The 23,827-nt window shown below is 73.6% G+C and carries 28 protein-coding genes; 16 read left to right on the top strand and 12 right to left on the bottom strand.

Annotation, left to right across the window (positions count from 1 at the left end; genetic code table 11):
* Positions 1-217: 217 nt before the first annotated feature.
* The gene (locus JK356_RS16600; RefSeq protein ID WP_307815666.1) at positions 218-1,363 is read left to right on the top strand and encodes a MarP family serine protease; all 1,146 of its coding nucleotides are present in this window, start codon (positions 218-220) and stop codon (positions 1,361-1,363) included.
* Between the two features lie 19 nt (positions 1,364-1,382).
* Here JK356_RS16600 and JK356_RS16595 read toward each other — a convergent pair whose 3' ends face one another.
* Positions 1,383-1,964, bottom strand: coding sequence for a histone deacetylase (locus tag JK356_RS16595; protein ID WP_236671447.1), 582 nt, complete (start codon positions 1,962-1,964; stop codon positions 1,383-1,385).
* A 158-nt stretch (positions 1,965-2,122) separates the two neighbouring features.
* Here JK356_RS16595 and JK356_RS16590 point away from each other — a divergent pair, with 158 nt between their 5' ends.
* Positions 2,123-2,998: a phosphatidylinositol-specific phospholipase C/glycerophosphodiester phosphodiesterase family protein gene (locus JK356_RS16590; protein ID WP_307815665.1), complete on the top strand. Its 876-nt coding sequence runs from the start codon at positions 2,123-2,125 to the stop codon at positions 2,996-2,998.
* A gap of 15 nt (positions 2,999-3,013) precedes the next feature.
* Here the strand turns inward: JK356_RS16590 and JK356_RS16585 are convergent, their stop codons facing one another.
* Positions 3,014-3,247: a hypothetical protein gene (locus JK356_RS16585; protein ID WP_201868881.1), complete on the bottom strand. Its 234-nt coding sequence runs from the start codon at positions 3,245-3,247 to the stop codon at positions 3,014-3,016.
* A gap of 300 nt (positions 3,248-3,547) precedes the next feature.
* On the opposite strand from JK356_RS16585, the gene JK356_RS16580 reads away from it, so the two are divergent.
* Positions 3,548-3,691, top strand: a complete 144-nt coding sequence (locus JK356_RS16580) for a hypothetical protein (protein WP_201868879.1) — start codon at positions 3,548-3,550, stop codon at positions 3,689-3,691.
* A 72-nt stretch (positions 3,692-3,763) separates the two neighbouring features.
* Complete coding sequence (locus tag JK356_RS16575) at positions 3,764-5,104, top strand: YcaO-like family protein (RefSeq protein ID WP_201868877.1); 1,341 nt, start codon at positions 3,764-3,766, stop codon at positions 5,102-5,104.
* Positions 5,105-5,107: 3 nt separating this feature from the next.
* On the opposite strand, the gene JK356_RS16570 is transcribed toward JK356_RS16575, so the two are convergent.
* From JK356_RS16570 to JK356_RS16550, 5 genes are all read right to left on the bottom strand, one after another.
* The gene (locus tag JK356_RS16570) at positions 5,108-6,436 is read right to left on the bottom strand and encodes an MFS transporter (RefSeq protein WP_201868875.1); all 1,329 of its coding nucleotides are present in this window, start codon (positions 6,434-6,436) and stop codon (positions 5,108-5,110) included.
* A 118-nt stretch (positions 6,437-6,554) separates the two neighbouring features.
* The gene (locus tag JK356_RS16565; protein ID WP_374100663.1) at positions 6,555-7,097 is read right to left on the bottom strand and encodes a MarR family winged helix-turn-helix transcriptional regulator; all 543 of its coding nucleotides are present in this window, start codon (positions 7,095-7,097) and stop codon (positions 6,555-6,557) included.
* A gap of 208 nt (positions 7,098-7,305) precedes the next feature.
* Entirely contained in the window at positions 7,306-8,586 is a 1,281-nt protein-coding gene (locus JK356_RS16560) for a DUF418 domain-containing protein (RefSeq protein WP_201868873.1), read from the bottom strand.
* A 137-nt stretch (positions 8,587-8,723) separates the two neighbouring features.
* Positions 8,724-8,918: a DUF397 domain-containing protein gene (locus JK356_RS16555; RefSeq protein WP_201868872.1), complete on the bottom strand. Its 195-nt coding sequence runs from the start codon at positions 8,916-8,918 to the stop codon at positions 8,724-8,726.
* The gene (locus tag JK356_RS16550) at positions 8,915-9,781 is read right to left on the bottom strand and encodes a helix-turn-helix transcriptional regulator (RefSeq protein ID WP_201868871.1); all 867 of its coding nucleotides are present in this window, start codon (positions 9,779-9,781) and stop codon (positions 8,915-8,917) included. Before JK356_RS16550 ends, JK356_RS16555 begins: the two co-directional genes overlap by 4 nt.
* 284 nt (positions 9,782-10,065) lie before the next feature.
* Here JK356_RS16550 and JK356_RS16545 point away from each other — a divergent pair, with 284 nt between their 5' ends.
* Complete coding sequence (locus JK356_RS16545; RefSeq protein WP_201868870.1) at positions 10,066-10,422, top strand: hypothetical protein; 357 nt, start codon at positions 10,066-10,068, stop codon at positions 10,420-10,422.
* Between the two features lie 36 nt (positions 10,423-10,458).
* Positions 10,459-10,650, top strand: a complete 192-nt coding sequence (locus tag JK356_RS16540; protein WP_201868869.1) for a hypothetical protein — start codon at positions 10,459-10,461, stop codon at positions 10,648-10,650.
* Between the two features lie 81 nt (positions 10,651-10,731).
* On the opposite strand, the gene JK356_RS16535 is transcribed toward JK356_RS16540, so the two are convergent.
* The gene (locus JK356_RS16535) at positions 10,732-11,697 is read right to left on the bottom strand and encodes an aldo/keto reductase (protein WP_201868867.1); all 966 of its coding nucleotides are present in this window, start codon (positions 11,695-11,697) and stop codon (positions 10,732-10,734) included.
* Between the two features lie 159 nt (positions 11,698-11,856).
* Here JK356_RS16535 and JK356_RS16530 point away from each other — a divergent pair, with 159 nt between their 5' ends.
* From JK356_RS16530 to JK356_RS16515, 4 genes are all read left to right on the top strand, one after another.
* Positions 11,857-12,531 (top strand): lytic polysaccharide monooxygenase, encoded by a 675-nt coding sequence (locus tag JK356_RS16530; protein WP_201868864.1) that lies wholly within the window; start codon positions 11,857-11,859, stop codon positions 12,529-12,531.
* A 161-nt stretch (positions 12,532-12,692) separates the two neighbouring features.
* Entirely contained in the window at positions 12,693-13,619 is a 927-nt protein-coding gene (locus JK356_RS16525) for a helix-turn-helix transcriptional regulator (protein WP_201868862.1), read from the top strand.
* Between the two features lie 219 nt (positions 13,620-13,838).
* Positions 13,839-14,726, top strand: a complete 888-nt coding sequence (locus tag JK356_RS16520) for a proline dehydrogenase family protein (RefSeq protein WP_201868860.1) — start codon at positions 13,839-13,841, stop codon at positions 14,724-14,726.
* A gap of 134 nt (positions 14,727-14,860) precedes the next feature.
* Positions 14,861-15,346 carry a hypothetical protein gene (locus tag JK356_RS16515; RefSeq protein WP_201868858.1) on the top strand — a complete coding sequence of 162 codons (486 nt, stop codon included), beginning with the start codon at positions 14,861-14,863 and terminating at the stop codon, positions 15,344-15,346.
* 35 nt (positions 15,347-15,381) lie between these two features.
* Here the strand turns inward: JK356_RS16515 and JK356_RS16510 are convergent, their stop codons facing one another.
* From JK356_RS16510 to JK356_RS16495, 4 genes are all read right to left on the bottom strand, one after another.
* Complete coding sequence (locus JK356_RS16510; protein WP_201868856.1) at positions 15,382-16,128, bottom strand: glucose 1-dehydrogenase; 747 nt, start codon at positions 16,126-16,128, stop codon at positions 15,382-15,384.
* Positions 16,129-16,202: 74 nt separating this feature from the next.
* Positions 16,203-17,060: a universal stress protein gene (locus JK356_RS22235; RefSeq protein WP_307815662.1), complete on the bottom strand. Its 858-nt coding sequence runs from the start codon at positions 17,058-17,060 to the stop codon at positions 16,203-16,205.
* Between the two features lie 200 nt (positions 17,061-17,260).
* Positions 17,261-17,458 carry a DUF397 domain-containing protein gene (locus JK356_RS16500; protein ID WP_201868854.1) on the bottom strand — a complete coding sequence of 66 codons (198 nt, stop codon included), beginning with the start codon at positions 17,456-17,458 and terminating at the stop codon, positions 17,261-17,263.
* A complete protein-coding gene (locus tag JK356_RS16495) occupies positions 17,455-18,312 on the bottom strand; it encodes a helix-turn-helix transcriptional regulator (RefSeq protein ID WP_307815660.1) in 858 nt (285 codons plus the stop codon). The genes JK356_RS16500 and JK356_RS16495 overlap by 4 nt, the downstream gene beginning before the upstream one ends.
* Positions 18,313-18,512: 200 nt before the next feature.
* On the opposite strand from JK356_RS16495, the gene JK356_RS16490 reads away from it, so the two are divergent.
* From JK356_RS16490 to JK356_RS16465, 6 genes are all read left to right on the top strand, one after another.
* Positions 18,513-18,947 carry an ATP-binding protein gene (locus JK356_RS16490; protein WP_201868851.1) on the top strand — a complete coding sequence of 145 codons (435 nt, stop codon included), beginning with the start codon at positions 18,513-18,515 and terminating at the stop codon, positions 18,945-18,947.
* 137 nt (positions 18,948-19,084) lie between these two features.
* Complete coding sequence (locus JK356_RS16485) at positions 19,085-20,077, top strand: hypothetical protein (protein WP_201868850.1); 993 nt, start codon at positions 19,085-19,087, stop codon at positions 20,075-20,077.
* Between the two features lie 86 nt (positions 20,078-20,163).
* Positions 20,164-20,433 carry a hypothetical protein gene (locus tag JK356_RS16480; protein ID WP_201868849.1) on the top strand — a complete coding sequence of 90 codons (270 nt, stop codon included), beginning with the start codon at positions 20,164-20,166 and terminating at the stop codon, positions 20,431-20,433.
* Positions 20,426-21,058, top strand: coding sequence for a DUF6879 family protein (locus JK356_RS16475; protein ID WP_201868848.1), 633 nt, complete (start codon positions 20,426-20,428; stop codon positions 21,056-21,058). The genes JK356_RS16480 and JK356_RS16475 overlap by 8 nt, the downstream gene beginning before the upstream one ends.
* Positions 21,059-21,224: 166 nt before the next feature.
* Complete coding sequence (locus JK356_RS16470) at positions 21,225-23,351, top strand: tetratricopeptide repeat protein (protein ID WP_307815657.1); 2,127 nt, start codon at positions 21,225-21,227, stop codon at positions 23,349-23,351.
* A gap of 84 nt (positions 23,352-23,435) precedes the next feature.
* Positions 23,436-23,807, top strand: coding sequence for a hypothetical protein (locus JK356_RS16465; protein WP_201868845.1), 372 nt, complete (start codon positions 23,436-23,438; stop codon positions 23,805-23,807).
* Positions 23,808-23,827: the final 20 nt, after the last annotated feature.

The raw sequence follows: 23,827 nt of genomic DNA, 5'->3' as shown, positions 1-23,827 counted from the left end.
ACGCCGCGTCACCGGGCGGCCGGGCGCGCCGGACGGCGGCGCGCGCGGGCCGATGGCGCTCCTCACCCAGGGCGGGGATGATCGGGGACTGACGCTGACGGGCACGCTCCCCGGCACCGGCGCCGCAGGCCCCAGCGGGGCACGCCGCCGCACGGAACTCACGCGGGCACGCCAGGCGTTCGATAAACGGCGAACAGGACGAAGGGGGCCTGCGGCGGTGGGCTGGAATCTGCTCGATCTCGCTCTGGTGCTGGCGGTGGTCTCCTTCGCCGTCACGGGGTACCAGCGCGGTCTCGTCGCCGGTCTGGTCTCGCTGGCCGGGTTCGTCGGCGGCGCCGTCGTGGGCGTGTGGCTGCTGCCGTACGCGGTGGAGCCGTTCCAGCCGGACACCATGGGCGCGACGGTCGTGGCGCTGCTCGTCGTGCTGCTGCCCGCCGCGCTGGGGCAGGCGCTGGCGTGGCCGCTGGCGGAGCGGCTGCGGGAGGCGATCACGTGGGCCCCGGCGCGCTGGCTGGACGGCGTCGGCGGCGCGGCGCTCAACGCCGTGGCCGTGCTGCTGGTGTCGTGGATCGCGGCCAGCTCGCTGGTGCCGACGCCCTCCCCGGGGCTGAACGAGGCGATCCAGGACTCGCGCGTGCTGCGCAGCGTGCACGAACGGATGCCGGACCACGCGCCGACGTGGTTCAGCCGCGCCACCGAGGCCCTGACCGACGCGGGCTTCCCGCAGGTCGTGAACCCCTTCGAGAACGATCCGACCGCCGACGTGCCCGAGCCCTCGGGCGACAGCGTGACCCAGGCGGCGGTCGCGGCGGCCCAGAACAGCACGGTGAAGGTGCGCGCCACCTCCGGCTTCTCCGGGCAGGAGGGCAGCGGCTTCGTCTTCGCCGCCGAGCGGGTGATGACCAACGCGCACGTCGTGGAGGAGGCGTCCGGCATCACCGTCCAGCTGGGCGGCGTCGGACGCCACTACGAGGCGGAGGTCGTGCTGTTCGACCCGGCGATCGACGTGGCAGTGCTTGCCGTGCCGGGCCTGGAGGCGCCCGCGCTGAGCCTCACGCCCGACGACGAGGACGCGGTGCGGGGCGACCCGGCCGTGGTCGCGGGCTATCCGGAGGGCGGCAGCCTGGACGTGCGGGCGGCGACCGTCGCCAGCCGGACGGAGGCCAGCGGACAGGACATCTACGGCAACACGGTCGTCACCCGCGACATCTACGCGGTGCGCTCGCTGGTCCGGCCGGGCAACTCCGGCGGCCCGCTGCTGACCACGGACGGCCGGGTCTACGGCATGGTCTTCGCCCGCTCCGTCACCGACTCCGACACCGGCTACGTGCTGACCGCCGACCAGCTCCGCGCCGTGCTGTAGCGGCCGTCCGGGCGGCCGGTCAGAGGAGCTCGGCGATCGCCTCCGGCGTCCACACCTCGCGGGCGCCCGGCCGGGACGCCAGGTAGGCGGCGGCGCGCGCGGCGTCCCAGCCGTGGGAGGCCATCAGCCCGGCGCCCAGGTGCCGCAGGTAGGCGGCGGACGGCGCGTTCGGCGGGAGCGCGCGGGAGCGGAACGGGCGCGGCGCGGTGAACGTCAGCACCGGCAGCCCGTCGAGCGTCCCGGCGCGGACCAGCGTCTCGTACCGGCCGGGCCCGAAGCGGGCGCGCCCGGACCGCAGCACGCCCGACAGGTCCAGGTCGTCGCCGGGCAGCCGCCCCATCTCCTGCGCCGCGATGTCGGAGAACTGGCCCCGCGACACCAGGTAGGCGTGCGCCGGGGCCTCCTCGTCCGGGGCGTCCGGGTCGTAGAAGGCGCGCCCGCCGCCCCACACGTCCGACTCGGTGGCGAAGTACACCAGGCCGCGCAGCATCACCGGCACGGCACGCTCGGGCGGCCGCGGGTCGCGGCAGCCCGGGTGCGCGCGCCTGCCGCCGGGCGGGGTGCCGCCGCGCAGGTACCGGGCGAGCCGCTCGGGGTGCATGTTCGACCCGTAGGCCGCGTACCACAGGCGCGCGGGCTGGCGAACCTCCGATGGCCGGCCGGAGAACTCTTGCCGGATGCTCACCAGTTGACTCCTCCTCCGGGGTTCCGCCCGGGATACTTCACTGCGGCCCCCTTGCAGCATCCCCAGGAGGAACCGTGGCCACGCTCAGCCGCCGGGACGCCGCCCGCGCCTTCGTTTCCCTCGCTTCCACGACCGCTCTCACCGCTCTCGCGGCACCGGCCGTCGCCTTCGGGCGCGGCGGCCACGACGGCAGCCCGGCCCCGCTGCCCCGCGCGCACGCCCACAATGACTACGAGCACGAGCGCCCCCTGCTGGACGCGCTCTCCTACGGCTTCACCAGCGTCGAGGCCGATGTCTGGCTGGTGGACGGCGAGCTGATGGTCGCCCACGACTCCTGGGACATACGCCCGGGCCGCACCCTCCAGGCGCTCTACCTCGATCCGCTGCTCGCCCGCGTCCGCGCCAACGGCGGCCAGGTCTACCGCGGCCACCGCCTGTCGCTCCAGCTCCTCATCGACATCAAGAACACCGGCGAGGCGACCTACCTGGCGCTCTCCCGCGTGCTGCGGCAGTACCGGAGCCTGTTCAGCTCGGCCGCGGGCGACCGGGTGCGCACGGGCCCGGTCACCGCCGTGATCTCCGGCGACCGGGCGGCGCGGGCCCCGATGGAGGCCGAGCGGGTGCGGTACGCCTTCTACGACGGCCGCCTGGACGACCTGGCCGGGCAGACGGCCCCTGCCTCGTTCATGCCGCTGATCAGCGGCAACTGGACGGAGAGCTTCACCTGGCTGGGCAGCGGGCCGATGCCCGCGGCCGAGCGTGATCAGCTGCGGCGCCTGGTGGCGACGGCGCACGCCCGCGGGCAGCGCGTCCGCTTCTGGGCGACGCCCGACGCGCCGGGGCGGGAGCGGGACGCCGTGTGGCGCGAGCTGCTCGCCGCGGGCGCCGACCACCTCAACACCGACGATCTGGCCGGGCTCGCGGCCTTTCTGCGGAGCGCCGGGCGCTGACGGCGGCGCGGCTGGTCACGGCCGCACCGGGAGGTCGTCCACCCAGGTGTACCGCGTGCCCTTCCCCTCGGAGGAGCGCAGCTCGTACACGCCGCGGCTCTGGTCGGCCTCCCGGGCGGTCAGCATCAGCGGCAGCAGCGCCTTGCCGGTGATGACAAGGTCTACGGTGCGGCCGTCGCGCGGGCCGCCGTCGTAGCGGACGCGAACGAGATGCCCTCGCACGGGCGGCTCCGCCGGGAACTCAGCCATGACTCCAACTTAGCCCGGAGGTCTGACACCCCCTCACCCCAGCAGTCGTAGGAATCCCCTGCAAAACGGATCATGGCCGACATCTTCCGCCCGCACGCCTCACCCGAACGAGCGAGAGCGGGAGGTGCAACAGTGCGACGCCTGGGGACGCGCCGGTCTCGCGCCGGGCGTTCGCCCCGCCCTCACGCCTCCGGGTGGTTTGCGCGTATCCCGGCTGACAGGCCGTTTGCCCGCTGCCGCGGTCGGCGAGCGTTTCCAGTGGCCGGATACACACGGTGCAGGGAGGGGAGGTGAACGCGCATGGTCGTGTCCGCCTGGGGGCGCTGGGATCACTCGCAGACGCTCGACAAGTCAGACCAGCGGCTGACGGAGCAGGAGCGTCAGCTTCTGGACGAGTCGGGCATCGGCGAGAGCGATGACCGACGGGAGAGTGCCGCGCGCTGAGCGCGCCACCGGGCCGGGCGCGGCACGCCCCCGCGCCCGGCCGCCGCCGACACCAGGAACCGAGGTTGCGCGATGACGGACTCCCCCGGCCCCGCCCGCCCCGCCCCGGCCGCCGCCTGGCCGGAGCGGACGGCGCCGCCGCGGCACGCCGAGCGGCTGGGACGCGTCGCCCTGCGCAACCTGGGCCTGACACCGCTGCTGCGGCGGCTCGGCTCCCCCGGCCCCCTCACCGTCTGGCGGTGCGAACTGCGCGACGGGGACGGCCGCGTGGTGCCGCAGGGGACCGGCTGCGGCAAGGGGCGCGGCCAGGAGGCCCGCACCGGCGCGCTGTTCGAGGCCATGGAGCACTACCTGACCGGTCCCGTGTTCTTCGACCCCGGGCAGGTCGTCTTCCGCTCCGGCGCGGAGCTGGTCAGCGGCCCGCTGGCGCGCGAGGCGTGCGCGCCCCTGCTCGGCGCGCATCCGCGCGTCGCCTGCCACACCTATGCCGCGCTCCCCGGCGCGGGTGATCACCCGCCGCTGCCGGTGCCCGTGGCGCTGACGACGAGCTGGTACCTCGACCGGCCCGACTGCCGCTCGGCCGCACGCGACGGCGGGGACTACCGCGAGCTGGCCCGGTACGGCTGCGCCAGCGGCTCGGCCGTCGGCCTCACGTGCGAGGAGGCGCTGGTGCACGGGCTGAACGAGGCGGTCGAGCACGACGCCCTGTCGCTGCTGCTGGCCCGCGCGTTCCTGGGCCCGCGGGCCGCGGCGTTCCGGCCGCGCGTCGTGGACCCGGCCTCGCTGCCCGCCGATCTGGCCGGGGCGCTCGCGGCGGCCGAGGACCTGACCGGCGGCACGGTCCACCTGCTCGACGCGACGACGGACGTGGGCGTGCCGGTCTACCTCGCCTACGCGCCCGCGCCCCCGCCGGAGCACGAGCCGGGGCCCGGGGCCCCGCCCGAGGAGGAGGCCGCCGTCGGTTCCGGCGCCTCGCTGTCGCCGCATCACGCGGCGTGGCGGGCGCTGGTCGAGCTGGTGCAGGGCAGGATCAGCGTGCTGTCGCCGCCCGGCGGCCCGCCGCCGCCACCGCCGCGCGGCCCGCTGGCGCGCTACCCGGCGCTGTACGCCTGCTCACGGTTCGACCTGACGGCCTGCCTGACGCGCGCGCAGGCCGTGCCGTTCCCCGTGGAGCGGGAACCGCCGCCGCTGCCGGTGCCGGAGCAGGCGGGGATCCTCATCCGGCGGCTGACGGCCGCCGGGCTGCCGCCGTACTACCGCGTCACGGCGCGGCTGCCGAGCGGGATCACGGCCGTGCACGCCTTCGTGCCCGGCCTGGAGCGGTTCCTGCTCATCACGGCGGGCCTGCTCGTCCTGCCCGGGCCGCGCTGCCGCGCCGCCGCGTCGCTCCTCCCCAGCCGCGCCCCGACGTGACCGTCACCGGCTCTCGCTGGCGCCCGCCGCCTCCGCGGTGGCGTGGCGGCCGAACGCCCGCCACGCAACGGCGGTCAGCACCGCCATGACCACGGCAGAGCCCCAGAACGGGCCGGTGATGCCCAGCGCCCGGGCGACCGGCCCGCCGATGAGGGCGCCCAGCGCGGAGCCGCCCATGCCGAACATCAGGAAGACGCTCTCCACCCGCCCGCGCAGCGGCTCGGGGACCGCCCGCTGCCGCAGCGTCCGCGACACGTTGTCCCACACCCCGGTGTGCACGCCGAAGACCACGAACACCGGCGCGGCGATCCAGACTGTGGTCGGCAGGGCCAGCCCGACGTGCGTGAGGGTCTCGATGACCAGGCCGGTGCGCAGCAGCACCGACGGGCGGAAGCGGCCCTGCAAGCGGGGCGAGCACAGGGCCCCGGCGAGGCCGCCGAGGGCGCTGGCGGCGAGGAACAGGCCGTAGCCCAGCTCGCCGAGGCCCAGCCGTTCGCGCGTGTACAGCACGAGGACGGACATCGCGGCCATGAGCGTGACGTTCATCAGGCACAGGCTCACGGCGACCATCCGGATCGCGGGATGGCACCACAGCCAGCGCACGCCCTCGGCGATGTCCGACCGCAGGGCCGGCCGCCGCTGCGGCCGTGCCGGGCGCGGCGCGGCGGCACGCGGCCGCATCAGGGCGACGAACCCGGCCGCCGCCACGAACGCCACCGCGTTCACTCCGAACGGCAGCGCCGCCGCTGCGACGAAGAGCGCCGCGCCCACCGGGGGCGCCGCGAGCCGGTTGACCACGTGGAAGACGCTGGTCATCCGCGCGTTGGCCCGCGGCAGGTCCGCCGGGGCGACGACCGCGGGGACGAGCGTGGCCGCGGCCGTGTCGCCGAGCGTCTCGCAGGTGCCGATGAGGAAGCCCGCGGCGTACACCGCGGGGAGCACGGCCACGTCCCGCCAGATGGCGAGGGCGAGGCTGGCGATGACGGCGGCACGGGCGAGGTTGACGGCGACGACGAGGCGCCGCCGGTCGAGGCGGTCGACCAGGGCCCCGCTCAGGAGCGAGAAGAGCAGCCAGGGCAGCTGCTGGGCGAAGACGGCGAGCCCCACCAGGAGCGGGTCGTCGGTGAGGGAGGCGACCAGCAGCGGGGCCGCCGCGGCGGCGATGCCGTCGCCGACGTTCGACACGGTGGTCGCGGCCCACAGCTTGCCGAACTCGGGGCCCAGGCCGCGCCGCCGTCCGGCACGCGGCCTCGTCTTCCCGGTCTTCTGGATCGTCCTCTGGCTCGTCCGGGCCTTGGACGTCCCGGCTGTCCCAGCTGATTCGCCCGCCATCCGGCAGAGGCTAATGGCCCAGCTGGCGGCTCCTCATCCGGTTTTCCGCCGGGCCGCACCGCTCCGGCTCCGGGTCCGATGGCGGCGAGGACCGCTCCCGGCCGGCGGGCGGCGGGCGTCAGCCCATGCCGCCGATCCACCCGGCCGCGTCCAGCCGGAACGCGCCGGGCGCGGCGACGGCGCGCAGCCCGTCCTCCATCGCCCGCACCCGCTCCTCCCCCAGAGCGGCGGCCCACTCCCTTCGCAGCCGCGCGAAGACCTCCGCCGACGTCGCCAGCAGGTCGCGCCCCCGCTCCGTCAGCCGCACGGTCCGGCGCCGGGCGTCGGCGGGGTCGGTGGTGCGTTCGGCGTAGCCGAGGGCGACCAGCCGGTCGACGGTCTTGCCCGCCGCCTGCTTGGAGATCCCCAGGCGGCGGGCGATGTCGCTGGCCGCCGCGCCTGTGCCGATCGCCTGGAGCGCGAAGCCGTGCGCCGGGCGCACGTGCGGGTGCCCGCGCTGGGCGAGTTCGGCGTGCGCGGCGTCGATGAGCGTGCGGAACCCGGCGAACAGCAGCAGCGGCAGTTCGTACCCGGGCCGTTGCCGCGCGGCGTCGTCCTCGCCGTCCGGTCCACCGCCCTTGGCGGGGAAGACAACCTGGCCCGACGCTGGCTCGTCAACCATATTGACCATTCTAGGGAGGGCGTCCCGGGTACGCAGCTCGCACCGTGCCCGACGCGGTGGCACGGCTGGCCGCGCCGCCGGAACGCCAGCCGAGCACCCCGGGCCCGGCACACCCTGGCCACACCCTGGCCGTGCCGCTCCGCCATCCGGTCACGCTCGGCCGCCTGCCCTCCCCGGCCCGCGCCCCCGTGCGGGCCGGTCAGGGCGGTCAGGGCCGTCGGCCGTACATCAGGCGGCGCAGCAGCGCCTCGGCCGGGCCCCGGCGCCCGGCGAGGTGCAGGGCGTAGGCACCGGCCACCGTCACGCCCCAGACGGCGAGCGCGACCAGGACCACCGACGCGCTGCCGAGGTGCTCCCCCAGCCCCAGGCCCCAGGCGCTCAGCAGCGGCGCGAACAGCAGCGAGTGGGTCAGGTAGCAGGACAGGGACCGGGCGCCCACCGCCGCGACGGCCGTCACCAGCCGGGAGCCGCGCCGGGCGCGGCGCCCGCTCCACCAGTGCGCGAACAGCGCGACCGCCGCGACATACCCGAGACCGGCGGCGTTCCCGGTGAACTCCCGCAGGCCGGTCAGCACCCCGGACTCGCTCTGCGCGTTGTCCGGCACCTCCCACAGGCCGACGTGCGCGAGGGCAGCGGGCAGGCCGCCGAGCCACCCCACCAGGATCCCGGCGACGGCGGTGACGCGCAGCAGCCTCAGGTGGCGGCCGGGCTCCTCCAGGATCCGGCGGCGGGCGGCCCAGAAGCCGAGCAGGAACACGACGTACCCGCCGCCGACGAGCGCCATCGGCGCGGCGAGGAAGGTGACGAACGCGCCGGTGAGCACGCGGGTGCCCGCCGCCTCCAGCCAGCTCTCCTCGTGCGCCCCGTACGCCACGTAGCCCGGCTCGGCACTGGCGTCGCCCAGCGACAGCGGATCGTCGCCGCTGAGCAGCGCCACGACGACGGGCCGCGCCGACAGCAGCACCAGCTGCGCGGTCGCGGCGATGATCCACCAGCGCAGCGCCCGCTCGCCGCGCCGCAGCACGAGCCAGCCGATCACCAGGGACACCACGCCGTAGAACGCCACGATGTCGCCCGCCATCAGCAGCGCCGAGTGGGCCAGGCCGATGACGATCAGCCACAGGCTGCGGCGCCGCAGCAGCCGGACGGCGTCACGCTCGGACGTGCCGGAGGCGGTCTGGCGCAGGTACAGCTGCGTCATGCCGTAGCCGAACAGGAACGCGAAGAGGGGGAACACCCGCAGGTCGAGCGTGGTGATCATGATGAACTGGGCCACGCTGTCGGCCGTGGAGCCGTCGACGGGGTGCCAGCCCGAGGGGCCACGCTCGGCGGCCCACAGGTGGTAGGCGGTGTTGGACACGGCGATGAGCAGCAGCATCAGGCCGCGTGCCAGGTCGGGCGCGAGCGCCCGTTCCCGGCGGCGCACGCCCGTGGCACCGAGTGCGGGGCGGACGCGGGAAGCCCGGCCCGCTGGGTGAGTCGCGGTCATGCCGTCACGCTAGGAACGGCCTGGCCAGCGGGGCAGCGGCCAACGGTCGCGCGGCCGGTGACGAAAGTACGCCGCCGCGCCCGCGGCGACCGACCATCGTTAGCGGTGCCGACGGACGCGGGTGGCGCGTACCGGTTTCAGCCCTTCAGCTGCGCAACGAACGCCCGCCACGCCGCAGGCGCCACAGCGATCACACGCGCAACATCCTTCGAATCACGCACCGGAACAACACCCGGCACATTGCGCGCGAACTCCACGCACTCGCCGCCACTGCCATTGCTGTAGCTGGACCTCTCCCACACGGCGCCGGAGAAGTCGAGGTCGGTGCTCATCGGGTGTACCCCTTCAGATAGGTGCCGATCACAGCCTGGGACTCGTGGGGAGACAGCGCCTCTGCCCTCAACCGATCATAAATGGCGTCGAGTTGTTCTACCTCGTGCGCGCCATCAGTTACCTGTCCGGACAGAGGCGTATCCGCGTAGGCCACGACCGACCTGTCTGGGAATGTCAGCAGCGTGAAGCTGTCGGCTACGACCGGAGTGGTGGTGAAGGGCAACACCTGGATGGTGATGTAAGGAGACCGGGCGTCCGCCAGCACGCTCGCGAGCTGATCGGCCATGATCGCCTCGCTGCCCACGCAGGTTTTCAGACAGCTCTCGTGCAGCACCGCCCAGACCTTCGGCGGCTTCTTGAAAGCAAGGATTTCCCGGCGCCGACGGCGTGCGGACACCTGTGCCTCGACGTGCTCGTCGCTCCATTCCGGGTTCTGGGTACGGAAGATCGCTTCGGCGTACGCAGCGGTCTGGAGGAGCCCCATGACCAGGATCACACCGTAGCCGTGAACGGCGGCGGCTTCCCGTTCCATCCGCGCGTACGGGGCGAAGAACGACGGGTGGTCGCGCTTCATGATGCGTTCCCGGAGGCGCTCGAAGATGCCGTTCATTCCGAACACCAGGTCGCACCCTCGGGCGAAGGTCTCGCTGCACAGAATGATCCCCGATTCGACCTTGCTGACATAGCTCTCCGAGTAACCACCCGCCCCCGCACCCAGCTGCCGCTGCGTCAGGCCGCGGGCTGTGCGGGCCTCTCTGACCTCAACACCGAAGTGTTCGAGGTCATTCATGCGCTGGCGTGGCTCCTGCTCTTCCACCTGGCTGACCTCCCAGTTTCCTGAGTAAGCCGTCAACGAGTCCATGACGAGGCTTGAACACTCCATAGTTCAAGCTCGCAACGGCTCCGGTTTTCTGCTGCTCTGGTGCCCGTTCCAGTAGACACGGCTGAACGGCTGGAAGGCCCCCTGATGGCACCTACCGAACTGATTTCCGTGGCGACTTCTTCCGGCGCACAGGCAGAAACTCCCGCACAAAAGCCGCCGGGTGACGGCAGCGGCGGCCCACCGGGCAGCACCGCTGACCTGAGTGAGAAGGTCAGGAAAAAGAACGAGGAGAGCGCGACGAGCGCCGCGCTGCGAGGCGGGCGATGAGCGGCGGCGACCGCGACGCCGCTGCCCGGCCGCTGCTGCTGCCCGAGACCGTCGCGAGCCGCTACCGCGCCGGTGACTCCCTGCGCACGATCGCGCGGGCGTACGGGGTATCCCGCACGACCGTCGTCCGGCGGCTGATGGACGCGGGTGTCCCCACCCGCTCGCCGTGGCCGGAGCTGGCCGAGGAACTCGCCGAGCACGGCCCGGAGATCGCCCGCCGCTACGCGGCCGGGGCCAGCCTGGCAACGCTCTCCCGCCACTTCGGCCTCTCGACCGAGCGCGTCCGCCGGGCCGTCCTTGAGAACGGCGGCACGATTCGCGGCTGCAACGGAAGTGCAACGCCTCGCGCCTAGCGTCACACCCCGGCGCGTCGTGGCACCGGGCGGGGAGTGCCACGGCGTGCCCGCACGCGAGACCACCCCAGTACCTCTCCGGGCCAGGGCATCCTCACCGGCCACAACGCATGGCCGGGTCCGCGGTACACCTGCGCGGACGGCAGCTTCACCGACTACTACCTCGAGAGCACGAACGCCACCACCGGCGTGCACGGCTGGGTGCCGGTCTGCAACCTCCTGGAGTGACCGGCGGCACGCGGGGGACGCCGCAGCCGGGCCGGGCCTGGCCGGCGGCGTCCGCGTGCTGGCCGGGCCCCGGCAGGCCGCTCAGGCCGCACCAGCCTCCTCGTTCCGCTCGCCGAATCCCCCCAGCAGCGGGACCTCATACGGGTCGTCCTCCCCCGGCTCCGGCAGCGGCTCCAGCCGGGCCAGTTCGTCGACGTCCAGGCGCAGCGCGCCCGCCGCGACGTTGTCCTCCAGGTGCGCCGGATCGCCGGTGCCCGGAATGGCCAGCACGTGCGGCCCCTGGTGCAGCGTCCAGGCCAGGCGCACGCGCGCGGTGCTCACCCCGCGCGACCGTGCGATCTCCTCCAGCGCCTCCTGGTCCACGGCCACGGCCGCCCCCGGGGTGTGGCCGGATATCGAGCCGAACGGCACGTACGCGATGCCCTCTTCGCCGCAGGCGCGCAGGAACTCCCGCTCCTCCTCCGGTGCGCCCAGCCCGAACGGGTTCTGCACGCACACCACCGGTGCGATCTCGCGGGCCTCGGCGAGCTGGGCGGGGATGACGTTGGAGAGCCCGAGGTGCCGGATGAGCCCGGCCTCGCGCAGCTCGGCGAGGACGGAGAAGTGGTCGCCGACCGGCCCGTTGGCCATGCTCGGCGGCACGCGCAGGTTCACCACGTCGAGGTGGTCGCGGCCCAGCTGCCGCAGGTTTTCCTCGACCTGGCCGCGCAGCTGCTCCGGCCGGGCCCACCACCACTTCCCCGTAGGGTCGCGGGCGGGCCAGACCTTCGTCACGATGACGACGTCCTCGGGATACGGGTAGAGCGCGCGGTTGATCAGCTCGTTGGCGGAGCGGAGCGAGGAGAAGTAGAAGGCCGCCGTGTCGATGTGGTTCACGCCCAGCTCGTGCACGGCCCGCCGCACCAGGCCGATCGCCTGATCGCGGTCGGTCGGTGAGCCGTCGGCGCGGGCGGTCAGCCGCATGGCGCCGAAGCCCAGCCGGTTGACGACAAGGTCGCCCAGTTTCCACGCTCCCGACACGTCAGCCGTGATCATGCCATCACCCATACCGTCTAGTCTGCCCACCCGGTGCACGGGGCCTCCCCAGGTCACGGTGGTTGCGCTACCGTCCCATGCGGGAGCGCTCCCACCGGTCTGGCGTGCGTACGCGAGTACCGGTGGCGTCATCGTCGTCATGTCGTCGCTCAACCTCAGATGAGGCGGTAGATGATGCTCTCCCTCCGCGCCCTTCGCGCAACCTCGCTCTGGCGCGTCCTGGCGGCCTTCGGCTTCGCCCTCGTCCTCGTGGCCACCACCGGCACCGGCAACGCCTCCGCTCACGGCGCCATCAGCGACCCGCCGTCGCGCGCGTACGACTGCTACACGCGCTGGGCCAGCAACTGGCAGGACCCGGCCATGGAGACCGAGGACCCCATGTGCTACCAGGCGTGGCAGGCCGACCCCAACGCCATGTGGAACTGGAACGGCCAGCTCCGCAACGGCGTCGGCGGCGACCACCAGGCGGCCGTGCCCGACGGCACGCTGTGCAGCGCGGGCCTGACCGAGAACGGCCGGTACGCCGCCCTGGACAAGCCGGGCCCGTGGAAGACCACCCCGGTCCCCAGCAGCTTCACGATGAACCTGCTCGACAACTCGCACCACGGCGCGGACTACATCCGCGTCTACGCCACCACCCAGGGCTTCGACCCCACCACGGACGTGCTGACCTGGGGCGACCTTGAACTGGTGGGCGAGGAGACCAACATCCCGACCAGCCCGACGACCCCGATCGAGGTCAACGCCCCCGGCCGCAGCGGCCACCACATCCTGTTCACGGTCTGGCAGGCCAGCCACGCCGACCAGTCCTACTACTTCTGCAGCGACGTCGAGTTCACCAGCTGACGCCCGCTGCACCAAGGGGCCGGGCACCGCGGCGCCCGGCCCCTCGCCGCGTCACCCTTCCGTGCGAACTGTGACGAAAACACTACACAGTGGAGCGATGCGGCGTAGCGTGGAGGCGATTCGCTTTCGCAGCTGACCAGCGGAACGGAGGGCGAACCGCCGTGCCATCCCGCAACGATCCCGATGCCCCCGCCAGCGTCCCAGCCTTCTACGGCGCCGAGTTGCGCCTCAAGCGCGAAGCCGCCGGACTGACGCTCCAGCAGCTCGCCAACGGCAGTTTCTACTCCGTCTCCTTCCTCAGCCAGATCGAGAGGGGTCAGCGCCGCATCCCGCTGGACCTCGCGCGCCACGCCGACCGCGTGCTGCGCACCGACGGGTTCTTCGAACGGCGCTGCGAGGATGCCCGTTCGTGCCGCCGCACAGGGTTGGCCGGTTACTTCGCCGACGCCGCCGAGCAGGAGAAACGGGCCGTCACGATCACCGAGTGGGCACCCTCCCTGGTGCCGGGGCTGCTCCAGACCGCCGGCTACGCGCGGGCCGTCATCCGCGCGGCCAATCCCTTCGCCGCCCCGGACCACGTCGAAACCCTGGTCACGGCCCGCGGCGAGCGGGCGCAGCTGCTGGCGGACGACGCGGCGAAGCCGGAGTTCTGGGTCATCGTCTCCGAGCTGCTGCTGCGGCAGCGCATGGCCGAACCAGCCGTGATGCGCGAGCAGTTCGCCCACCTGGCCCGGATGGCGCGCCAGTCACGAGCCGTGATCCAGGTGCTGCCGCTGAGCAGCGGCCCGCACCCGCTGATCGCGGGCGGCATGACCAAGCTGATGACGTTCGCGGACGCCCCGCCGACGGTCTACACCGAGGGCGCGCACCACGGGCAGCTGATCGATGACCCCGCGCTCGTGCGCGCCTACGCCAAGTCCTACGATTTCCTGCGCGCCGCCGCACTTTCGCCGGAGGCGTCCCTGTCTCTCATCGAATCGGCCGCGAAGGACCTCGGTCATGAGCACGCGCGTCGGCCACAGTTCCGTGGCCTGCCGGAGGGCTTCCCGCGACAGCGAGGCCGGGGGGAGCCGTCCAGCGGTGACTGAGCCCTGCCGCGCCACGGGCCGCAACAGCGCTGCGTGGCGCAGGAATGCATCCCGCAACGGGAACGGCGGTGACCGCCCGGAGCGTCGCGGCGGGGCGCGCCCGCGGGGTACGGTGCGGGGCCCGGCGCGACCGGGCGGGCCGGTTCCCGGCAGCCCCGGGCGGAGCGGGTCCGCGTCCGTGACCGTGCCTGGCGGCCATGCACGGCAGGTGGTGGCCGGGTGAGCGTCGACCGTCCCGTGCTCTTCCGGCGCGCGACCGGCCGCGGCTGGGAACGGAGCGGCCGCGCCGCCCCGTTCGGCGACGGCCCGGCGTGGCGTTCGGCGTCCCGCTACGTCGCCGGGCGCACGGCCGAGGACGCCCTGCGGGTGTGCCGGAAGCTGGCCGGGCGGGGCGTCGCCAGCAGCGTCGGCTACGTCGGGTACGTCGGCGGGACGGGGCGCGAGCCGTCGGCGGCGCGCCGGGTCACCGAGATCTACCTGCGCCTGGCGGCCCAGCTGCACGACCTGCCGGAGGGCGTGTGGCTGTCGGTCGACCTTACCCGCCTCGGGCTGGACACCGACCCGGGCGCCTGCGCCGCGCGGCTGGCCGAGATCGCGCGGGCGCTGCCCGCCGGGCGGCGGCTCCAGGTAGGCGCGGAGAACGAGGCGCGCGCGGAGGCCACCGTGTCGTGCGTGACGAAGGTCGCGGGCGAAGGGCTCGCCGACCGCCTCGGCGCCACGGCGCAGGCCAACCTCCGCCGCACGCCGGACGATCTGGCGCGGCTGACCGAGGCGGGCGTCGCGATCCGGCTGGTCAAGGGCGCCTACACCGAGCCGGAGGACCGGGCGCTGCCGTTCGGGGAGCCGGTGGACGTCGCGTTCGTGCGGCTGGCGCACCGGCTCAGGGCCGCGGGGGCCGAGTTCTCGCTGGCCACGCACCACGGGGTGGTGCGCGAGGCGCTGCTGGAGGCGCTGGGGCCGGTGACCGTGGAGCAGGTGTACGGGATGCGGCCGGAGGCGGTCGAGGACCTCACGTCACGCGGCGTTCCGGTGCGGCTGTATGTCCCGTTCGGCGGCAACCGGTTCCGGCACTGGATGCGCCGCCTCGCCGAGCCGCGCCGCGCGTAGGGCACCGGCGGCGCGCGCCGCGGAGCGGGCTCGGCGGCCCGGCCGCCGGAGGCGTACCGTGGAAGAGCAGGGAAGCCACGCACCAACGGTGGCTTCCGGCCCGCAACTTCCTGACCACAAGGACTCCGAGCGCCATGGCCCCCAAGCCCTCTCTTCCGCTGCCGCCCGCGAGCCCTGCGCTGTTCCGGGCAGTGAACCGGGTCGTGCGGCCCGTGCTGCGGTCCCCGTTCCACTGGCTGTTCAGCCACTGGCTGATGCTCGTCACGTACACCGGCGTCACGTCCGGGCGTGAGTACAGCGTTCCGGTGATGTTCTACTACTGGACGCCGGGCGAGGTGTGGGCGTTCACGGGCCGCGAGAGCCGCTGGGCCGGGAATCTCAAGCGGCCCGGTGCGACGGCGCGGCTGCGGATGCGCGGGCGCGATGTCGAGGTGACGGCCGAGGTCGTCGAGGAACGCGACGCCGTGGCCGGGCTGCTGCGCGAACTCATCGCCCGGAAGGGGCCGAAGGCGGTCAAGGATCCGTATCTGGGGCTGCCGAGGGACCGCGAGCCGACGCCGGAGGAGGCGGCGGTCGTGGCGTCGGAGCTGCGGGTCGTGCGGTTCCGCATCGCCCGGTAGCACCCCGGTAGCACGAAGGCTGGTGGGCGCCGCCGTCAGCGGCCTCCCGCGACGCGCAGCACGGCGCCGGTGGTGTACGACGCCTCGTCCGACAGCAGCCACGCCACGGCGTGCGCGATCTCCTCCGGCTCGCCGGGGCGGCCCAGCGGGACGGCCGGGGCGACGCGCCAGGGCCGGTCCGGCTCGCCGCCCGCCGCGTGGATGCCGGTGAGCGTCACGCCGGGCTGCACGGAGTTGACGCGTATGCCCTGCGGGCCGAACTCCTGCGCCAGGCCCACGGTCAGCGTGTCCACGGCGGCCTTGCTCGCGGCGTAGTGCACGTACTCCCCGGGGCTGCCGAGCGTGGCGGCGGCCGAGGAGATGTGGACGATCGCGCCGCCCGCCCCGCCCCGCCGGGTGGACATCTCGCGCACGGCACGCCGCGCGCACAGCATGGCGCCGTAGACGTTGACATCGAGGACGCGGCGGAACACCGCGGTGTCGGTCTCGTCGAACGGGCCGATGCCGCCGGTGATCCCGGCGTTGCTGACGAGTCCGGTCACGGGCCCGAACCGCTCGCGCGCCGCGTCGAACAGCCGGTCCACGTCGGCCGCGACGCTGACGTCGGCGCGCACGGCCAGCGCCTCGCCGCCCGCGTCCGCGACCCGCGCGGCGGTGGCCGCCGCGGCCGCCTCGTCGCGCTCGTAGCCGAGGACCACCCGGTGGCCCGCCTCGCCGAGCCGCACCGCCACGGCGGCGCCGATGCCCCGGCCGCCGCCCGTCACCACCGTCACGCGTTCCATGCGGCCGACCTTACGCGGCGGGCCTCCAGCCGGCGCCGCCCGGCCGGAGATCCTCGGTGATCAGGCGGCGCCGGTCAGGGCTGCGGCACCACGGCCACCGGGCACGGCGAGTGGTGCAGCAGCGCGTGGCTGAGCAGGCCGAGCCGCAGCCCGACCACGCCGCGCCGGTGGTGCGCACCCACGATCAGCAGGTCGGCTGTCTCGGCCTGCCGCAGCAGCACCTGGCGCGGGGAGCCCTCGATCGTCTCCCGGTGCAGCCGCACCCCTGCGTGCACGGCCGCGGCGTCGGCCACCACGCCGCCGAACACGTCGGCCGCGTCCGGCGGGCCCGCACCGTCTCCGGCACCGGTATGCCCGGCCCGCCAGGCGTGCACGGCGGTCAGCGGCACGTCCCGGACCTCGGCCTCGCGGAAGGCGAAGCCGACGGCCGTGGCCGCGTGCTCCTCGGCGTCCACCCCGACGACGATCCGGCCGAAGCGGCCCTGCCTGTTCTCCGGCTCGCCGCGCACCACGACCACGGGGCAGGACGCCCGGGCCGCCACGCCCAGGCTGACCGTGCCGAGCAGCATCCGCGTCAGGGGGCCGCGCCCGCGCGAGCCGGTGACGACCAGGTACGCCTCGCTCGCCTCGGCGGTCAGCGTGGTGACGGGCTCGCCCAGGGAGACCTCGGTGGTCACGTCGACGGTGGGCTGCCGTGCGGCGACCCGTTCGCTGGCCTCGGCGAGGATTTCCTGCGCCGCCTCCTCGGAGCCGCCGCTCCCGGCGGTCACCGGCGGCGTGACAGCCTCGTACGGGTCCCAGGTCATGGCGCAGACCAGGCGCAGCCGCCGACCGTGCCGCACCGCCTCGTCCGCCGCCCAGTCGGCCGCTTCGAGACCCGCCTCCGAGCCGTCCACCCCCACCACGATGGGCCGCTCGTCCACGTTCGTCACGTCTCACCTCCTCACCGGTCCTTCTCTCCAGCCCACCACTACTCGGCCACCCCCGCCAGCCGGAGGCGGGAGCGGCGCGGCACGGCCGGTAGTGACCGTGAGCACGAAACGCTCACTCTCCGTGGTGAGGGGATCGCGTACGGCTCCTGGCACGAAGGCGCGTGCCTCGGGCGGGTATCAGCGGCAGCAGCCGCGAAGGGCTACCGCTTGAGAAAGTCCAGGCACGCCTGCCACGCGGCGGCCGGAACCACCAGCACCGGCCCGTCCGGCCGCTTCGAATCCCGCACGGCAGCGGCCTTACCGAGCCGCGCGGTCTCGACGCACTCGTTCTGTGCGCCGCTGTAGCTGCTCTTCCGCCAGGCCATCCCCAGAAGGTCCGTGCCGCGAGGTGACGTCATCGCAGGTACTCCCGTCGGATTGAGTGCAGCAGTTCGATGGAAGTCTTGGCGTCTCTCGCCTGGGAGCGCAAGTAATCGAACGCCAGGGCGTAGGCCGAGACGTCCTCCTCGTCGTCGAGGTACAGGCCACGGCGCCGCAACTCGACGTAGACGACGCGCATCTGTCGGTCGTCGCGCCCAACAACGAGAAAGTGTCCTGCACCCGCCGCCGTAGCCCCCGCGCTGAACGGCATGACCTGCACCTCGACGTTCGGTTTCTCTGACGCCTCCATGAGGTGTTCCAGCTGTTCTGCCATGACGGTGGCGTCTCCGACTATCCGGCGGAGCACCGCTTCATCCAGGACGGCCCACAGGTGAAAGGAACGTTCACGCTGGAGTACGGCTTGTCGGCGCAAGCGCTGTTCCACCCACTGCTCGATCTCCTGCGCAGAGGAGCGGACTTCTGCCGCCTGCTGCGTCGCTTTGGCATAGGCGGGCGTCTGCAACAGTCCGGGCACCAGACTGTTGGCAAATACGTGTTCGTACGTTGCCCAGTCCTCGAAACTCATCAGAGGATCCAGCCACGCGGGGACCGCGGTGTGCCCCGCCCACCAGCCATCCGGGTGCGGAGAGCGAGCCAGCCGTACGACGGCGTCCACCTCCTCCGTCGTGGCATCGCAAGCTCGCGCGAGGTCCCGGACCGTCTTCCAGTTGATGCCCGCCCTATCTCGCCACGTCTCGTACCTCGTCACCGTCTGTTTGCTCACGTCTGCGCGCTCAGCCAGACCAGCCTGGGTGAGCCCTGCACGTTCGCGCAGCCGGGCCAACGCACGTGCGAGTTGCAGCCGCTGAGCCGGACCCGTTTTAGCCGACACATTTGCCTCCTTCTCCGGCCCAGCACATCTGCACACCAGATCCGAGCCCGTCGGCATGCGAGCGTACGCATACCGCCAGCGCCGGAAAGCTCTAGCCAAGACTCTTCACTCGATCGTTTGAATCATCACCGTAACCATCACAACGATTGGTATCCCAATGACAGCGTTCTCCTACGACACCGTCGTTGCAGGGAGTTCGCATGGCCCCGTCTTCACACCAGTGCGTCGGCTCAACTCACCCCCTCCTCGCCAGTCGCTTGTTTCCCCACCATCCGCAATCTCCAGGGCACGTGCGCGCGTTCGTGGCGCGGCTGCTGGCCTCGGCATGCCCCGGCGTATCCGCTCACGCTGACGTCATCGCGCTCTGCGTCTCGGAGCTTGCGACCAACGCCGTGGCGCACGGCACTCCCCCGGACGGGCAGTTCGCGGTAGCCGTCGTGTGGGACAAGAGGTGCATCTGCGTCGAGGTGCGAGACACCGGTGGCGGGAGCCCGGTCGTGGCCAGCGCCGCCGGGACGGACGAACACGGACGCGGTCTGGCTCTGGTGCAGGCACTCGCCGACGACTGGGGCGTCTTCTTCCACCCTGTCGGCAAGACCGTCTGGTTCGCCCTCAAGGCAGAGGGCCCCGGCTGACCGGAGGCTGTCGTCGCGGCTTCGCAGCGGCTGGGCTGTTACGGGGGCATGGCGGACGGCGGGACAGGAAGACGGCCGTCCGGGTTCGCGGTCACCGGTTGGACTGAGACGGAGGTGTCTCATGAAAATCAAACGCCATGAGCGAACACAGTGACAGCCCAACCGGCCTGTCAGCGACGGATATTGCTCGCCGTCTCCGCGACTCCAGGCCGGCCCGGTGGAACGACGAGGGCGTGCGGGCACTCGTCGCCGCCTTCCCCGAGGGAACGGCCAAGCCGCGGCCCGTCGGCGAGCGCGAGCGGCGCTACACCGACGGCGAGGAGTACCTGGAGGTCGCCGTTCCCGTGCGCGAGGCCGAGCCGGGTACCGCCGCGCAGACCCAGGCGTTCGCCGAGGTCAGGGCGGAGCTGACCGGCAATCTGGGCAAGCCGTCGATCCTGGGATCGCACGGCACGATGGCCCCGTACTTCGGGCGGGTCCCCGCCTGGGGCGCCCCGTTCATGCGCTGGCGGGGCGAGCGCACGACCCTGGAGCTGCGCGCGGGCGAGAAGGGTCCCGAACTCGTCCTCCAGCCGACCGATCCCGCCGAGTACTGGTTCTCCTCACAGGGCCACGGCGAAGAGCACGCGATCAGCGGCTACTTCGGCTACCGCAGGCACCCGTCCAACGCCGGGCTCGACTTCCCCGGTGACTGGTACGCCCGCAGCTGGGGCACCGTGGAGTCGGCGCTCGCGGACTTCCTGGGCGCGCTCCCGGCCGAGACCGCCGCCCTGGGCGTAACGATCGCCGCGCCCTTCTACGGCGGCGGACCGCTGCTCTTCGACGTCTTCTCCGCCGACCGGCTCGTTCTCGCCTGTTTCGCCGAGGGGGACCAGAGCGGCCACGGCTGGGGCACCGCCGCCGATCACCCGGCGAGCCGGGTCCACTGGGACGACGATGACGATCCCGCCTGGCGCTTCGACGCGGGCGGCCCCGGCGAGCCGGACGGCCGACAGCTCGCCAGGATGCTGGTCAACACTGCCAAGGAGGCCGGTGTCACCTCCCCGCACAACCTGCTCCTCGGCGGCGAGGCCACACGCGTGGGTGACTACTACGTCACCTTCTACGGCCTCGGTCTGAAAGTCGCCTGACACCCCGGGGTTGCGGGCGGCGGAGCATTGCAGTGCCGCGAGGGCGCGCCTACACTCCGTAGTGAGCCAGGTCACAGGAGGCGGAGATGGCTCCACGCTGGGAGGCGGATCCCGCCGCGTCGTTCGAGCGGCGGTTAGGGAAGTCCGCGAAGGAACTCGGCAATTCCGACGACGAGGACGAGTGCCCGGACATCTGGGCGCTGAGCAACGGTGACGTGGCCGTCATCGGCCGGGACCTGACCGACGCCTACCGGTCGCGGCTGCCCGATGATGTGGCGCTCCGCGCCGACGAACGTCTCGTCGTTATCCCTGGCAACGCGCTCATCGCGGCGAAGCGGGACATCCCCGATGACTGACGTTCCGCCCCCGCCGCCCCTCCCCGAAGCCGAGGGCGAACGGCTGCCGCGCCTCGCCTATAAGGCTGACTTCCGCGATCACTACCGGCGCGCGCACGGTTCGTCGTGGAAGCTGGAGCGCCTCCAGCACTTCGAGGAGACGGACAATCCCAGCCGCGACGCGCTGCGCCGGGGTGACTGGGAGGAGGCGCTCCGGCTCATCGAGGCCCGCCGTGAGCGGCTGCGGCAGCGGCAGGCCGCCCGTGAGCGCGGGCACGTCTTCCACCGCGTGCGCGTGGTAGAGACGCCGCTCACGCCGTATGTGCAGTGGGAGCTGCATTCCCTGCGTCTTCAGGCGGAGTTCGGCACCAAGGTGCGGGTCGTTCCAGCCGAGAGTCTGCACGGCGAGGAGACGGGCGGTCCGCTTCCCGAGCTAGTGCTTCTCGGCGGCGAGACGCTGTACCGCGTCCTTTACACGGCGGGCGGGATGCCGGAAGGCGCCCTCCGCTACACCTCCGCGGAGACCGTCGCCCGTTGGGAGGCGTTCCTGCGCGGTCTGTACGAGGCGGGCGAGGACGTCCAGGCGTATTTCGAACGCGAGGTCGCCCCGCTTCCGCCGCCACGGCAGCTGGTAAGGACGGAGTAGCCCCATCTCGCGAGAACAACCGCCTGAGCACGGCGGCTCCCATGCTGACCTGTCCGGCACCTCGCGCGATGTCGTACAGGCGGGGCAGATCCATGGCGACGTGCACTTCCACCACGGCCCGGGCGACACACCCCAGGCCCAGACGCCCCGCCAGCTCCCCTCAGATGTGCGAGGGTTCGTAAACCGGTCGGGTGAGCTGGAGCAGCTGAACGCGATCCTGGCTGGCGGCGAGGACGGCTCCCCCGTCGTGGTGTCTGTCTGCGTGATCACCGGCACCGCCGGGGCCGGGAAGACGTCGCTGGCGCTGCGCTGGGCGCACCAGGTGAAGGAGCGGTTCCCCGACGGGCAGCTCTACGCGAACCTGCGCGGCTACGACCCCGGCGATCCGGTCCAGCCGCACGACGTGCTGCACGGGTTCCTCACGGCGCTCGGCGTTCCGGCGTCAGCCGTCCCCGCCGACACCGAGGCCGCCGCCGCGCGGTACCGGTCGCTGCTGGCCGAGCGGCGGGTGCTGATCGTGCTGGACAACGCGGCCACCGCCAGCCAGGTCAGGCCGCTGCTGCCCGGAAGCAGCGGCTGCCTCGCCGTCGTCACCAGCCGCAGCCTGTTGCCCGGCCTCGCCGTCCGTGACGGGGCACACCGGCTGCCGCTCGGCACGCTGCCGGAGGACGAGGCGGTGGCGCTGCTGCGCGCCGTCACCGCCGGGTACCGGCCCGGGGACGACGCGGAGCGCCTGGCCGAACTGGCCCGGCTGTGCGCGCATCTGCCGCTCGCCCTGCGCATCGCCGCTGATCGCGCGGTGACCCACCCCCATCTGCGGCTGGACGACCTGATCGCCGAGCTGCGGGACGAGAACGCGCTGTGGCACGCGCTCGGCTCCGGCGAGGGGGGCGGCGACGAGGCGGACGCGGTGCGCACGGTGTTCGCCTGGTCGTACCGGGCGCTGCCCGCCTCGGCCGCCCGGGTGTTCCGCCGTCTCGGGCTGCACCCCGGCGCCGCGTTCAGCCTCGGCGCGGCGGCGGCCGTCGCGGGCGAAGGCGTGCCCCGGGCACGGCAGTTGCTCGACACGCTGGTCGGGGCCCACCTGGTGGAGCAGACCGCGCCCGACCGGTACCAGTTCCACGACCTGATGCGCGCCTACGCCACGGACCAGGCGCGCGAGGAGGAGCCGGAAGAGGAGCGGCGGGCCGCGCAGCGGCGCGTGCTGGCGTGGTACCTGCACACCGCCAGTGCCGCCCGCGCCCGCATCGGTCCCGGGCGGCCCGCCCTGCCGCTGGAGCCGCTGCCCCGGGAGGTGACGCCCGCCGCGTTCGCCTCGTACGACCAGGCCGTCGACTGGTCAGAGCAGGAGCACGCCAATCTGCTGGCGGCCACCCGCCTCGCCGCCCGCAGCGGCTTCGACCGGCTCGCCTGGCAGCTCGCGGTCGTGCACTGGGACGCCTGGACCCGCTCCGGGCCCATCGCGCGGTGGATCGAGGCCGCCGACGCCGGGCTGGACGCCGCGCGCCGGGCCGGGGACCGGGCCGGGGAGGCGGAGCTGCGGGAGCGGCTCGGCAGGGCGCACGCGCAGACGCACCGGCACGAGGAGAGCCTGGCGCACCACGAACGCGCCCTGGCGCTGCGCCGGGAGCTGGGCGACCGGCCGGGCGAGGCGGCGTCGTGCAACGGGCTCGGTCTGGCGCATCTGCGTGCCGGGCGGCTGGACGAGGCGGTGCGCCGGTTCACCGAGGCGCTCATGCTGTTCCGGGAGCTGGGCGACGACCGCGCGGCCGCGACCGCGCTGGCGAACCTGGCCAGCGCGCACTACCGCGCCGGCCGCCTCGACGACGCCGCGCGCCGCGCCGAGGAGGCGCTGGCGGCCCATCAGGCGCTGGGGAACGAGCGCGGCGAGGGGAACGCGCTGCGCATCCTGGCCGACGTGCGGCGCCGCCAGGGCGAGACCCGGCGGGCGCTGCGCACCGCCGAGCGGGCCGTGGACATCGCCCTGCGGCTGCGCAATCCCGTGCTGGAGGGCTTCTGGCTGCTGACGCTGGCCGACTGCCAGGTGGCCGAGGGCGAGCACGCGGCGGCTCTGGAGTCCTGCCAGCGCGCGGCGGCGCTGCACCGGCGCCTCGGCGACCGGGGGCGCGAGGCGCTGGCGTGGCTGGGGACGGGCCACGCGTACCGGGCGCTGGGCCGCGACGGCGAGGCCGCCGCGTTCTACCGGCAGGCGCTGGGCGTCTTCCGGGAGCTGGGCGACGACCGGCAGGCGGAGGCGGCCGCGGCCGCGCTGGGCGAGATGTCGGGGGAATGACGGCGGCGCGGGAAAGGCGTAACGGCGGTGAGCGACGCGAAGCGGGAGTGACGGCGGGCCGCCGTGCGGTGGCTCGTCCACGACGTGAGCGACGACGACGTGGTGCTCGCCGCCCGCCGCGCGCTGGCGGCGGGGCTTGGCGGACCGGCAGTGCGGCACCTGGCGGCCCTGCCCCGGGCCGAGGCGCCGTACGAGGTGCCGCACCTGCTGCCGGAGGTCATGGAAGAGCAGGGGCTGCCGTGCCCGCGCGGCAGAACGGCCGTGTCGGAGGCGCGCTGCGGGTGCCCGCCGAGGACGTGCTGTCCGGTGACAAGGCTGCCCGAAGGGGCCCTCCTGGCCCTGGCTGCCTGGGATGCGGGTGCTGGCGGACCGCTGAGCCGCGCCGACCGGCCTGACGCCCCGCAGAAAAAAACAACGGCAAGGAGCTGCATCTCCCTGCCATGCCTCAACCTATAGCACATGGGGGATCTTGTGGC

This window comes from Streptomyces sp. 7-21 (assembly GCF_016741785.1).
Taxonomy (GTDB): domain Bacteria; phylum Actinomycetota; class Actinomycetes; order Streptomycetales; family Streptomycetaceae; genus Streptomyces.
The sequence above is the reverse complement of the archived record's forward strand: the minus strand, read 5'-3'. Positions and strand labels throughout refer to the sequence as shown.

Excerpts from the sequence above, each read along its gene's own strand:
- JK356_RS16535 (WP_201868867.1), bottom strand. The coding sequence starts at position 11,697 with ATGGGTGATGGCATGATCACGGCTGACGTGTCGGGAGCGTGGAAACTG.
- JK356_RS16595 (WP_236671447.1), bottom strand. The coding sequence starts at position 1,964 with ATGCACCCCGAGCGGCTCGCCCGGTACCTGCGCGGCGGCACCCCGCCC.
- JK356_RS16580 (WP_201868879.1), top strand. The coding sequence starts at position 3,548 with ATGGTCGTGTCCGCCTGGGGGCGCTGGGATCACTCGCAGACGCTCGAC.
- JK356_RS16480 (WP_201868849.1), top strand. The coding sequence starts at position 20,164 with ATGGCTCCACGCTGGGAGGCGGATCCCGCCGCGTCGTTCGAGCGGCGG.
- JK356_RS16565 (WP_374100663.1), bottom strand. The coding sequence starts at position 7,097 with ATGGTTGACGAGCCAGCGTCGGGCCAGGTTGTCTTCCCCGCCAAGGGC.
- JK356_RS16510 (WP_201868856.1), bottom strand. The coding sequence starts at position 16,128 with ATGGAACGCGTGACGGTGGTGACGGGCGGCGGCCGGGGCATCGGCGCC.
- JK356_RS16550 (WP_201868871.1), bottom strand. The coding sequence starts at position 9,781 with ATGGACTCGTTGACGGCTTACTCAGGAAACTGGGAGGTCAGCCAGGTG.
- JK356_RS16570 (WP_201868875.1), bottom strand. The coding sequence starts at position 6,436 with ATGGCGGGCGAATCAGCTGGGACAGCCGGGACGTCCAAGGCCCGGACG.
- JK356_RS16490 (WP_201868851.1), top strand. The coding sequence starts at position 18,513 with ATGGCCCCGTCTTCACACCAGTGCGTCGGCTCAACTCACCCCCTCCTC.
- JK356_RS16515 (WP_201868858.1), top strand. The coding sequence starts at position 14,861 with ATGGCCCCCAAGCCCTCTCTTCCGCTGCCGCCCGCGAGCCCTGCGCTG.
- JK356_RS16585 (WP_201868881.1), bottom strand. The coding sequence starts at position 3,247 with ATGGCTGAGTTCCCGGCGGAGCCGCCCGTGCGAGGGCATCTCGTTCGC.
- JK356_RS16500 (WP_201868854.1), bottom strand. The coding sequence starts at position 17,458 with ATGACGTCACCTCGCGGCACGGACCTTCTGGGGATGGCCTGGCGGAAG.
- JK356_RS16560 (WP_201868873.1), bottom strand. The coding sequence starts at position 8,586 with ATGACCGCGACTCACCCAGCGGGCCGGGCTTCCCGCGTCCGCCCCGCA.
- JK356_RS16545 (WP_201868870.1), top strand. The coding sequence starts at position 10,066 with ATGAGCGGCGGCGACCGCGACGCCGCTGCCCGGCCGCTGCTGCTGCCC.
- JK356_RS16475 (WP_201868848.1), top strand. The coding sequence starts at position 20,426 with ATGACTGACGTTCCGCCCCCGCCGCCCCTCCCCGAAGCCGAGGGCGAA.
- JK356_RS16575 (WP_201868877.1), top strand. The coding sequence starts at position 3,764 with ATGACGGACTCCCCCGGCCCCGCCCGCCCCGCCCCGGCCGCCGCCTGG.
- JK356_RS16485 (WP_201868850.1), top strand. The coding sequence starts at position 19,085 with ATGAGCGAACACAGTGACAGCCCAACCGGCCTGTCAGCGACGGATATT.
- JK356_RS16530 (WP_201868864.1), top strand. The coding sequence starts at position 11,857 with ATGATGCTCTCCCTCCGCGCCCTTCGCGCAACCTCGCTCTGGCGCGTC.
- JK356_RS16555 (WP_201868872.1), bottom strand. The coding sequence starts at position 8,918 with ATGAGCACCGACCTCGACTTCTCCGGCGCCGTGTGGGAGAGGTCCAGC.